Consider the following 10,446-nt stretch of genomic DNA (forward strand, 5'->3'; position numbering starts at 1 on the left):
AAATCAGAACTGAATATCATCTTCCTCATTTTTGTTCCCTTCTTGAGTCTTTCCATTCTTCTCTTGCTTAAGCTTTTTCAAGTACTCCAAGAACTTTTGAGCTTCTTTTTCAGTGAAAAGCTTAGATGTGCTTTTTCCAATTACTGTCTGATACAGCTTTTTCTTCTCGCCATTCTTTATGCCCAAACCCTTAAGTGTATTCTGAATCTCAATAAGAATTTGCTTAGGAGCTAACTTGTTAAGTTCTGTAATCACCTTTGAAGCTTCCTCCTTATCTAATTCCTCAAGCTTTTCTTTGTTAACGAGGAGTTTGAGAAATTCCCTCAACTGTTCTTCTGATAGCTTCCTCTTATCTGCTATTGTTTTAATAGCGTTTACTTGTCTGTCGCTTGCATCTCCGTTTCTGTTGTTGTTTTGTCTTTTCTCTTCAATTACCTCTCCCGTTTCAGGGTCGTAAAGTATATCTTGCTCTGCAAGTTCCTCGTAAGAACATAAACCAATAGGGAACGCTACTCTCAGTGCACGGTTCACCGCACGGGTCTCAGCCATCCTGATTAAGTGAGGGGAGATTGTACGATTTGTATTGTTTTTATCTGCGTCACCGTAAGCCTCATACTTCCCGCCATCTTTAGTTCTCACCGTCGCTTTCATTAAGCAAAAATTTTGCGTTCTTTCCACGATTTCCACTTCTATTCCTGCAAGCTGTCCTGATTTCTGAGCATAATAGATTAGCCCTTCTTTAGTAATATAAGGACGGTCACCCATCACAATGATATGTCCCAAATCTGGACGAAGACCAAACTCAGCAAAAAGGGCTCTTATTTGCTGTGCGAGATGTTCCTGGGCTTTTTCGGGAATACCTTTATGTCCCTTTAGCCACCCTTTGATTCTCGTTAAATCAAGCCACTGTTCTTGGAGTTCCTCAGCAACTTTGATTCTTACCTGGTCAGCTGTTGTTTTGACTTCTGACATTTTCTCCTCCATCCATTAAGGTTAATACCAATAATTTGCTTTGTCAATTTAGGCAATCTCATTGCCTAACTATTCTTCCTTACTGGAAAGCTTCATTGGGTCAAAGGTTGATGCTTTCTTAAGAGCCTCTTCTACAGTGTCAGCTGTGTAAACTGCACAAATTCCCTGGTCTTCTACAACTACTTTTACTCCCTGTCCATTAACCGTAATGGTTAATGTTCCGTCTAACATGTTTTTGAGAACTCTTTCAACTCCCATTTTATACCTCCCATTTAGATTTTTTTCCATCGTCAAGGTTAAATATAAGTTATTATTGACGAATGTCAATACATCAGTCTTTAATACCATTTTTTTCTTGAATGTACTTCAACATTAAATAATTAAGGCAATCAGAAACAGTTAACCCTTCCTTTTGGCAGGTTTCTTCAAATAATTTTTTTAACTTGGGGTTAACGCGAAAATTGAGGTTTTTTGTTCTATTGGAGAGAAGCTTAATGAACTTTTCCATTTCTATTTTTTCTTTTTCCATCCCCATCCTCCATGTTTTCCATAGTCAAATTTAAATCATTTGATTGAAGCTGTCAACGGTTTTTCCTATAAAAGCCTATTACCTTAAATATCATTATGTCGTCAGACTCTTCTAAAGGTAACTCTATTGGCTCGTAATCGTCATTTACAGGAACAAGTCTGATTTTATCTTCTTCTGCATAATATTTCTTTAAAGTGGCATCTCCGCCCTTAATAACTACAACATCATCCCCATTCTCTGGAGGATAAAAAGAAGGGTCTGCAAGGTGAACTAAATCTCCAGGTTTAAATTCTGGATACATGCTATTACCTTCAACTCTCATAAAAAAGGTACGAATTTCAGCATCTGGAATAGAGACTATAAAAGATGGTAGAGGTAAATATTCCTCTACATTACTATCGATATATCCTCCAAAGTTTCCAGCCTGTGTTTCTCCAATTATTGGAATGTAAATTACTTCCCCTTTTAGCCACTGGAGGGGTACTCCAAAATAGTCTGCTATTGGCTTTAAGGTTTCATCTTTAGGGTTTCTTTTACCTTTTTCTATCATATATAAATATTGATTAAGGGATTCCACGGAATCATAATTTACAAACCCCTTTTCTATCAGTTCCTTAGCAAGCTGCAAACGTGAAAGACCTCTTTCTTCTCTCAATTTTTTTATTCTTTTTCCTAATTCGCTCAAGTCTTCCTCCATCCCCTATTTCTGTTTATTTTAAATCTTTTGATTGAAGAAATCAATTGTTTTTTGACAGATAGCACACTACTTTGGAATGGCACAAATTGGGCACAAAAAAACTTTTTCATGAATTACTGAGAGGGAGATAAGACTTGGTAGATTTGGAGGCGGCGGGCGGATTCGAACCGCCGAATAAGGGATTTGCAGTCCCCTGCCTTAGCCACTTGGCTACGCCGCCTTAATGGAGCGGGCGACGGGACTTGAACCCGCGACCCCAACCTTGGCAAGGTTGTGCTCTACCAACTGAGCTACGCCCGCATGGTGCGGGAGGTGGGAGTCGAACCCACACGCCACGAAGGCACTGGATCCTAAGTCCAGCGCGTCTGCCAGTTCCGCCACTCCCGCTGTGGGGTGGGAGACGGGACTTGAACCCGCGACCGCCGGGGCCACAACCCGGCGCTCCACCAACTGAGCTACTCCCACCATAATAATAAATGGCTGGGGCGGCAGGATTCGAACCTGCGAATGGCGGATCCAAAGTCCGCTGCCTTACCGCTTGGCTACGCCCCAGCTATACTGCGGAGAGAAATTTATACCACCAGCCACTATTTTTCAAGGGGGTCAAGTCAGAAATACTACCAGTCAAAATGGCAAAAACTGAAGAACCACTTCCACTCATTAGGGGTTTAAGGCCTATGTTTTCTAAAACTTTTTTAACTTTCTTAACACCTTCTATACAGGGAGCTCTGCTCAGTTCAAGGTCATTTACCATATTGTTTATAGCCTCTTCTATTTTTCCGGATACTAAAGGAGATATAACAAATTTTTCGGCATCCTCTGGTGATATATCTCTCTTGATTGGAGGGAGATTCTGATACACCTCAGCTGTTGAACATTGAAAGTTAGGGTAAACCAGCAAGAGCTTAAAATTTACCGGGTTGTAGTTTCGAATCTTCTCTCCCCTTCCATAGGCCAGTGCTAGTCCACCCTTTATGAAGAAAGGAACATCACTACCGATTTGAGCAGCTAACTGATAGAGTTCCTTTTCAGATAGTGGATTTCCGTAAATTTCATTAAGCCCCTTCAGTGTTGAAGCGGCGTTTGAACTTCCTCCTCCAAGCCCTGCTCCAACAGGTATTCTCTTTTTAAGCCTTATTCCTACCTTGGGTTTAATCCCTGTTGCTTCTTTGAAAATATTGGCAGCTTTTACTATTAGATTTCCTTTATTTAAGGGAAGAGTGTCGTTTCCGACAATTTCAAGCTCAAACCTGTCTGATGGATGGAAACTAAGAACATCAAATAGATTTATCGTGTGCATAACAGTAACAATTTCGTGGTATCCGTCTGGTCTCTTTCCTTTAATCCATAAGGACAAATTGATTTTTGCAGGTGACGGCACTATTAATCTCATAGTGAATAAATTATATCTATTTAGAAACAATTAGGAGAAAATTTTGAATGTAGTATTCTTCCTTCACAGAGTTTATCCTGAAAGGGGTAAGGACGACCTAAATCTCAAAAATTTCATCAGAGCTCTAAAGCTGATAAAGAGTAGATTCAGAATAGTTCCTTTGGATGCTTTAGTTGAGGAAGGGTCAAACGAAAGGAGGGCGGCAATAACGTTTGATGATGGCTATACAGACAATTTTGTTTACGCCTATCCTATTTTGAAAAAGCTTGGTATTCCGGCTCACATTTTTATAACCTCTGGAAGAATTTTGGAAGGGGGAGTTAGAAGAAACTTGGAGGATTACTGGAACGGAAAAGTCTCATTCAAGGAGCTCTTTAAGCCAAAATCAATGTTTGATGGCCATTTGGAGTTCGTTAAGTACTCTAAATCTCAGGAATTCCTCTCCTGGGAAGAACTTGACAGGATGAGGGACGTTTTCTCCTTTGGAGCTCACGGAGAGTTTCACTTCTCAATTCCTCAATCAGGTGAAATTATCGACTTTTACGACGGAAGGAACTTTCACTGGAACGTGCTCCTCTATTCAAAGGAACCCTTTATAGGCCTTCCAAAGTTTAGAACGAGGAGCTCCCTCTACGGGAGGAAGTTTGAACCGAGCAAGGAGCTCCTTGAATTCTGCAGGGAGTTCAAAAAGGAGGGCAACTGGAAGGAGGAATTAAAGAAGAGAATAGAGAGGGAAGTGAAGAATCTGGGAAGACTCGAGAGTGAGAACGAGGCAAGAGAGAGAATAAGGAGAGAGTTGACTTACAGCAAGGAGGAAATTGAGAGAAACTTGTCTACAAGGGTGTCTACCTTCTCATGGCCCTTTGGACACTATTCAAAATTAAGTAAGGAAGTAGCTTCCGACGTATACAAGTTCATATTTACTACGAAGAGGGGCTTTTTTTCAAAGGAAACTGACATCAAGGAAATTCCGAGAGTTCCTTTAGGAAAGGATATATTCACAATTCTCGGTAGGATTTTAACGTTTTCTACAGGTGTAGGTTTCAAAATTTATAAGACATTTAGGAGGAATAAGGCAGTTTGAATCTCTCTGTAGGTATTTTAACCTTCAATTCGGAAAAGAGAATAGAAAGGGTTTTGGAAAGTGTTAAAAATTTTGCGGACGAAATTGTTGTGGTTGATTCCGGTTCAAGGGATTCCACGTTAGATGTTTTAAAAAGGTACAATGTAAAGCTCTTTGAGAGAAAATTTGATAACTTTGTAAATCAAAAGAACTTTCTCCTTTCAAAGTGTAGTTGTGATTGGGTTCTATTCCTTGATGACGATGAGGTTGTGAGCGAGGAACTTTCAAAGAATATACAGAAGTTAAAATCTGAAGGAACGGAATTTTCCGGATTCTTTGTTAACAGGTTGACAAACTACCTCGGAAGGTGGATAAGACACGCCTGGTATCCAGATTGGCAGTTGAGACTTGCTAAAAGGGAAAAATGTAAGTGGATGGGTAATGGAGTTCACGAAACCCTCAAGGTCAAAGGAAAGGTTGGTTATCTAAAGGGTGACCTACTCCACTACTCCTACGATTCCCTCTCTCAACACTTGAGGAAGATAGACCTGTACACTACCCTCTATGCAGAAGGAGCCTACAAAAGGGGAAAGAGATTTTCAACGTTTAAATTGATAACATCTCCGGTCGGTTCCTTCTTAAGGAGGTACTTCCTTAAAAGGGGATTCTTAGACGGATTTGAAGGGTTTATCGTAAGCGTTATGGCATCTTACTACTCATTTTTGAAATACTTGAAACTCTGGGAGATTGAAAAACTTGAGAGCTCTCGTCGTTCTTGACGAAAGGTGGAACAGTGCACTCACGGACCTTGGATTTAAGGTAGCGCTTTCCCTGTCGAGGGAGTGTAACGTTTCAATAGCAGCCATAAGGGACTTTCCTGCCTGGAGGAGGGCAAAGAAGGAGGGAATTCCTCTACTTGAAATAGCGGACCCAAGGAAGGGGCTTTCACTAAAGCCCTTTTTGACCTTTAAAAGGAGCTTAGAGAAGTTTAAGCCCAACCTCGTTGTTACCATTAGAGGAGATGAGATGCTCTTTGGAGCTCTCCTTAAAAAAAGTTTTGGATATAGGCTCTTCAGAATTCACGGAAATGCAAGGGGAGTTAGAAATTCCCTATTAAACAGATTCATACACAGGAAATTTGTGGATGGGGTCATTGTCTCAACTAAAAAGTTTATAAATTCTGTTATCTCAAGTGTTCCAAAACTGACAATTCACGGAATTGTTGATACAAATATGTTTTCATTTTCTGAGTCGGGAAAGAGGGCTTTTAGGAAAAGGTTGAAGGTAGGAGAGAGAAAGCTGATTGGGGTCGTAGGAAGGTTGGATCCTGTAAAGGGGCACAGACTTCTCCTTAGGGCCATTTCTAAATTGAGGAGGGACGACTTTGTTTTAGCCGTTGTTGGAGAGGAAAAGAACACAAAACTTTCAGAGTTAAAGGAGCTCTCCAAAAAGTTAAATATCTCAGATAGGGTCATCTTCATAGGGAATAGGATAGAAAGGATATCCGACTTTATGTCTGCATGTGACCTGGCAGTTGTTCCCTCTGTTGGTTCAGAGGTTGTAGTGAGAGCTCCATTGGAGTTTATGGCCTGTAAAACTGCGGTTGTTTCAACGAATGTAGGGGCTCTACCGGAGGTAATCCGCCCTCCCTTTGGAGTGGCTGTTGAACCAGACGAGAAAAAATTGTCAAGTGCTATAAACAGATTTTTGGACGTGGATTTAGAAAAATTGGGAGAGTTGGCCAGGGAGGTAGCCGTTGAAAAGTACTCCTTTTCTTCTCTCAGTCCTGTTATTAATTCTTTCATCCTTGACAGGGTGTAGAACGGTAAGCAAGGACTATACAATAACGTACCCCGCCGGCCTCTTGTCCGAACATCCAAAGGGTTACTGGGGGTGTTACGTCAGGGTAGTGGGAAGGTTAACCTATAAAAGGCCTCAGGACCTATTTCCTCCCTATCCTAAGGACCCTTTGGTCTGTGATAAATCGGGTTGTATATATATCCACTACGACTATGGAGATTTAAGTAAACTGATAGGAAGAAGGGTAAAGGTTGTGGGTTACGTCGAGGTGACAGAATTTAATTTCCCTTACATTGATGCAGTAAAAGTGGAGGAATTAAAATAGGAGGTAACGTGTTTACTACTCTTGTTGTTTTCCTGGTAGCAGTGGCTTCCCTCCTTCTTCTATTGATGGCAATAGGTTCGACATTTAGGAAGGGATAGGTTGTTTGTAAGAGTTGCCTTAGACCTTCCTGTAGATTCGACATTTACCTACAGATTAACAGGATACGAATCCTATCCTCCTGAGATAGGAAAGAGGGTTATCGTTCCATTTGGTAAGGGAAACAGGTTAAAAACGGGAATTATTGTTGACGTATTTAATGAATTAGAAGAAACAGAATTTACAGTTAAGGAAGTTTTTGACGTACCAGACCCTTTCCCTCTGTTTACAGAAAGAACCTTGGAGCTCTGCTCCTGGATTTCTGAGTTTTACTGCTCATCCTTTGGAGAGGCCCTCTTCAGGTTCCTCCCTGAGGGATTCCTCGTGGAGGAAAAACTGAGGATTAAACTAAAGAACGTTAACTTCCCTCTCTCTCCAAACGAGGAAAAGCTGATAACCCTTTTGCAGAACTCTTCCTCAGGGGAACTTTCCCTTTCAAGTCTTAGGAGGAAGTTGAAAATTTCAAATCTCCTTGAAGTTGTCAAGAGGCTCTCAAAAAAGGGAGCTCTTGAAATTGTTGAGGAGACGAAGAGAGATGCTGTTAACAGGGTAACCTATCTGAAGTTGACCGGGAAGAAGTACGGTGGAAGGAGCAAGAAGGTCTTAGAGCTCCTGAATTTTATTGCTCAAAGGGAAGAGGTTTCCATTGACACAGTTAGAAGTTTGGGATTTTCAAGAAAAACGGTGAAAAAACTTGTAGATGAAGGAATTTTGGAGGAGTTTCTAAGGATAGAAACCGTCCCATTTAGACCTCAAAATTTGAAAGAAAAGAAAAAGGTTGTTTTAACACCGAGTCAAAATAGGGCTTTAAGTGAAATTCTCTCCCAAAGAGGTATCCATCTACTCTTTGGTATTACCGGCTCTGGGAAAATGGAGGTTTACCTCCAGGCTGCAAAGGAGGTTGTTGAAAGGGGAAGGAGGGTTTTAATTTTGGTTCCGGAGCTCCTTCTGACTCCGGAGCTCCGAAGTAGAGTTGAGGACTACTTTGGAAGTGTGGGAATATTTCATGGAAAGCTCTCAAGGAAAGAAAAGGTCTCTGCCTGGATTTCTGCCTTAACCGGTGAGTATTCCGTTTTCATAGGTACCCGCCAGGCCGTTCTCCTCCCCGTAAAGGATTTGGGACTAATCATCGTTGATGAGGAGCAGGATTCCTCCTACAAGGAGCAGAAGAAACCCTACTACAATGCAAGAGATGTTGCAGTAAAGAGGGGAGAGGTTGAGAACATTACTACTCTCCTTGTATCTGCAACACCTTCCGTCGATTCGTTCAAAAGGGCCAAGGAGGGAAAACTCTTTCTTCATCACCTAAAGGAGAGGGTTTCTGCTCTACCACTTCCAAGAGTGGAGCTCTTAGACCTTAAAACTGAGGAGAAAAGAGGCATTTTCACGGAAAAGCTCTTAAGGACATTAGAAAGGGTCGTAAAGGGGGGAGAGCAGGGACTCCTTTACATAAACAGGAGGGGGTACTATTCAAAAATTTTCTGTTTAAACTGTGGCTTCTTAGTTGAGTGTAAAAACTGTAAAGTTCCCCTTACATACCACAAGTCAAAGGAGCTCTTTATCTGTCACGTCTGCGGTAAAAAGTACAGGCCCGTTTACAGGTGTCCAAAGTGCGGAAAACTCTTTGAGTTTAAAGGTTACGGAACTGAAAGGGTAGAAGAGGGGTTAAAGCTTCTCTATCCGGATTGGAAAATTGTTAGATTGGACCTTGATACAGTTAAGGACCCTATAAGGGGAGCGGAAATCATAAGGAGAATAAAGGAGGGATACTACAACGTTATAGTCGGAACAAACATTGCAATTAAGGGGCACAACTTTCCAAGACTTTCCTTCGTAGGAGTTCTGATTGCAGACCTCCTTGGGGGACCTCCTGACTTCTTCTCCTCCGAAAGAATTTTTCAATCCATCGTCCATGCTACCGGTAGAGCTGGAAGGTTCATTCCAGGTTCTGCCATCGTTCAGGCATTCAACATTGATCTCCCATCAATAAGGTATGCAGTTAACTACGATTACAGTTCCTTCTACGAAGAGGAGCTCCTAACGAGGAAAATTTTTGGATACCCTCCGTTCAAGTTGGGAGTTCTCCTTGAATTTCAAATTGAGAACAGGAGAGAGGAAGGTGAGCTTAAAAGGTTTTATGATAATTTGAAGTTAAAACTACGGAGTGATTTTGAGTTTCCTAAGCTCAATCCTGCTCCTATTCCAAAGGTTTCGGGGAACTACAGGTACATTGCCCTTCTTAGAACTGATTGGGAAAGTGTTATTGAGAAATTGAAAAAGCTTAAAAACTCTGTTTCTACCGTTCCCAAGAAGTTTAGGGTTAAAATAGACGTTAATCCTGTTAGAATTTCGTGAGGAGGGAAATTATGAGGAGAGGAGTTTTCCTTCTATTGCTATTTTTAGCCGGAGCATGTGCTCCCGTTTCTCAGCAGAGCGTTAAAACCTCCCCCGTTCAGGAGGAGCAGGTCAAGGAGGAGCTCCTTGGTGAAAACGTACCTGTCTATCCTGGATTTAAGCTGATTCCTGAAAAGAGCTTCATTTACGAATCTGGGAGTGTAAAGGTTGGCCGTTTGGTATTTAAGGGTAGAGCTCCAATTAAGGAAATTGTCTCTTACTACAAGGAGACCCTTCCTGAAAAGGGATGGGAACCTCTAACCATTACCGTTTATGGAAACAGTGCAGAACTAACGTTTACAACTCCCGAAAAAGTTCTTCAGATTCAAGTTTTAAAGGGGTTCAGTGAAACAGAAATTGTCCTAAGCTTAGGTCCTAAGGGAGAGTTGACAAATAGGGAATAGTTTCTAATTTTTATTAGTGTTCAAGCGGGCGTAGCTCAGTTGGTAGAGCACAACCTTGCCAAGGTTGGGGTCGCGGGTTCAAGTCCCGTCGCCCGCTCCATTAACTGTTGAAGTTCAGAAAGAAGGTGGACACCCTAAAATAAGATTTGAACTCCAACAAAAGGAGGTGTCCACCAATGAAACAATTAAAGAAATTCAAAGGAACATCCCTGCACATATCAAATACACCCTTCAAAAAAACAATCAAAAGAGGAACGAAAATCAAAACCAAACTCGACCTAACAAAAGACCCAAACGTGAGAAAAAGACTTAAATGGATTCAACATTACGAAAAACACCAAAATGCAAGACTAACCTGCAGATACTTCGGAATAAGTCCAACTACCTTCTACAAGTGGAAAAATAGATACAAAAAGTACGGTTTAGAAGGCCTCAAAGACAGAAACAAAAGACCTCACAGAGTAAGACAACCTCAGATAGAACCAGAACTTGAACTTCTCATAATCACAGTTAGGGAAAAATTCCCTACCTGGAGCAAAGAAAAAATATCAGTCTTTATAGAAAAATACCTCAACATAAAAGTCTCTCCTTCAACCATCTACAGAGTTTTAAAGAGAAACAATCTGATAGAAAGAACCAGAAAACTCACATGGAACTTTAAGAAAAGAAAACAAATATGGAAAAAAAACCGCACCAGAAGAGGGTTGAGAGCCGATAAACCCGGAACAGTCCTCATAGACGTCAAATACCTCTACTGGTGCGGAAAAACCTTC

Annotated in this window: 12 protein-coding genes and 6 tRNA genes; 8 read left to right on the forward strand and 10 right to left on the reverse strand. The window is 41.2% G+C overall.

What is annotated here, in order from left to right:
• Nucleotides 1-3 precede the first annotated feature (3 nt).
• The 10 genes from FN732_RS05795 to ispE all read right to left on the reverse strand — a co-directional run bounded on the left by FN732_RS05795 (nucleotide 4) and on the right by ispE (nucleotide 3,591).
• A complete protein-coding gene (locus FN732_RS05795) occupies nucleotides 4-972 on the reverse strand; it encodes a hypothetical protein (protein ID WP_142935624.1) in 969 nt (322 codons plus the stop codon).
• Between the two features lie 69 nt (nucleotides 973-1,041).
• Complete coding sequence (locus FN732_RS05800) at nucleotides 1,042-1,230, reverse strand: hypothetical protein (RefSeq protein ID WP_142935625.1); 189 nt, start codon at nucleotides 1,228-1,230, stop codon at nucleotides 1,042-1,044.
• Between the two features lie 73 nt (nucleotides 1,231-1,303).
• Nucleotides 1,304-1,501: a type II toxin-antitoxin system RelB/DinJ family antitoxin gene (locus FN732_RS05805; protein ID WP_185954266.1), complete on the reverse strand. Its 198-nt coding sequence runs from the start codon at nucleotides 1,499-1,501 to the stop codon at nucleotides 1,304-1,306.
• 52 nt (nucleotides 1,502-1,553) lie between these two features.
• Nucleotides 1,554-2,186, reverse strand: a complete 633-nt coding sequence (locus tag FN732_RS05810) for a LexA family protein (protein ID WP_185954267.1) — start codon at nucleotides 2,184-2,186, stop codon at nucleotides 1,554-1,556.
• 156 nt (nucleotides 2,187-2,342) lie between these two features.
• Nucleotides 2,343-2,418 (reverse strand) — tRNA-Cys (locus FN732_RS05815).
• 4 nt (nucleotides 2,419-2,422) lie between these two features.
• Nucleotides 2,423-2,498: transfer RNA gene (locus FN732_RS05820), tRNA-Gly, on the reverse strand.
• Between the two features lies 1 nt (nucleotide 2,499).
• A tRNA-Leu gene (locus tag FN732_RS05825) sits at nucleotides 2,500-2,585 on the reverse strand.
• A gap of 2 nt (nucleotides 2,586-2,587) precedes the next feature.
• A tRNA-His gene (locus FN732_RS05830) sits at nucleotides 2,588-2,663 on the reverse strand.
• Between the two features lie 12 nt (nucleotides 2,664-2,675).
• Nucleotides 2,676-2,750: transfer RNA gene (locus FN732_RS05835), tRNA-Gln, on the reverse strand.
• A gap of 1 nt (nucleotide 2,751) precedes the next feature.
• Nucleotides 2,752-3,591: a 4-(cytidine 5'-diphospho)-2-C-methyl-D-erythritol kinase gene (gene ispE / locus FN732_RS05840; protein WP_142935628.1), complete on the reverse strand. Its 840-nt coding sequence runs from the start codon at nucleotides 3,589-3,591 to the stop codon at nucleotides 2,752-2,754.
• A 43-nt stretch (nucleotides 3,592-3,634) separates the two neighbouring features.
• Between ispE and FN732_RS05845 the strand changes: the two genes are divergently transcribed.
• The 8 genes from FN732_RS05845 to FN732_RS05880 all read left to right on the forward strand — a co-directional run.
• Complete coding sequence (locus FN732_RS05845; RefSeq protein WP_246051343.1) at nucleotides 3,635-4,675, forward strand: polysaccharide deacetylase family protein; 1,041 nt, start codon at nucleotides 3,635-3,637, stop codon at nucleotides 4,673-4,675.
• Complete coding sequence (locus tag FN732_RS05850; RefSeq protein ID WP_142935630.1) at nucleotides 4,672-5,433, forward strand: glycosyltransferase family 2 protein; 762 nt, start codon at nucleotides 4,672-4,674, stop codon at nucleotides 5,431-5,433. The genes FN732_RS05845 and FN732_RS05850 overlap by 4 nt, the downstream gene beginning before the upstream one ends.
• Nucleotides 5,402-6,475 carry a glycosyltransferase family 4 protein gene (locus tag FN732_RS05855; protein WP_185954268.1) on the forward strand — a complete coding sequence of 358 codons (1,074 nt, stop codon included), beginning with the start codon at nucleotides 5,402-5,404 and terminating at the stop codon, nucleotides 6,473-6,475. Before FN732_RS05850 ends, FN732_RS05855 begins: the two co-directional genes overlap by 32 nt.
• Complete coding sequence (locus FN732_RS05860; RefSeq protein WP_142935632.1) at nucleotides 6,411-6,779, forward strand: hypothetical protein; 369 nt, start codon at nucleotides 6,411-6,413, stop codon at nucleotides 6,777-6,779. The genes FN732_RS05855 and FN732_RS05860 overlap by 65 nt, the downstream gene beginning before the upstream one ends.
• Before the next feature lie 99 nt (nucleotides 6,780-6,878).
• Entirely contained in the window at nucleotides 6,879-9,230 is a 2,352-nt protein-coding gene (gene priA / locus FN732_RS05865) for a replication restart helicase PriA (protein WP_142935633.1), read from the forward strand.
• 11 nt (nucleotides 9,231-9,241) lie between these two features.
• Nucleotides 9,242-9,673, forward strand: coding sequence for a hypothetical protein (locus FN732_RS05870; protein WP_142935634.1), 432 nt, complete (start codon nucleotides 9,242-9,244; stop codon nucleotides 9,671-9,673).
• Between the two features lie 24 nt (nucleotides 9,674-9,697).
• Nucleotides 9,698-9,773, forward strand: a tRNA-Gly gene (locus FN732_RS05875).
• 76 nt (nucleotides 9,774-9,849) lie between these two features.
• The coding region (locus FN732_RS05880; RefSeq protein ID WP_142935635.1) for a helix-turn-helix domain-containing protein at nucleotides 9,850-10,446 on the forward strand (597 nt) is incomplete at its 3' end.

The sequence above is a fragment of the Balnearium lithotrophicum genome (genome assembly GCF_900182585.1).
Lineage (GTDB): Bacteria > Aquificota > Aquificia > Desulfurobacteriales > Desulfurobacteriaceae > Balnearium > Balnearium lithotrophicum.

Bases quoted from the DNA above. Each gene is read 5' to 3' on its own strand.
- FN732_RS05795 (WP_142935624.1), bottom strand. From the start codon at position 972: ATGTCAGAAGTCAAAACAACAGCTGACCAGGTAAGAATCAAAGTTGCT.
- FN732_RS05800 (WP_142935625.1), bottom strand. From the start codon at position 1,230: ATGGGAGTTGAAAGAGTTCTCAAAAACATGTTAGACGGAACATTAACC.
- FN732_RS05805 (WP_185954266.1), bottom strand. From the start codon at position 1,501: ATGGAAAAAGAAAAAATAGAAATGGAAAAGTTCATTAAGCTTCTCTCC.
- ispE (WP_142935628.1), bottom strand. From the start codon at position 3,591: ATGAGATTAATAGTGCCGTCACCTGCAAAAATCAATTTGTCCTTATGG.
- FN732_RS05870 (WP_142935634.1), top strand. From the start codon at position 9,242: ATGAGGAGAGGAGTTTTCCTTCTATTGCTATTTTTAGCCGGAGCATGT.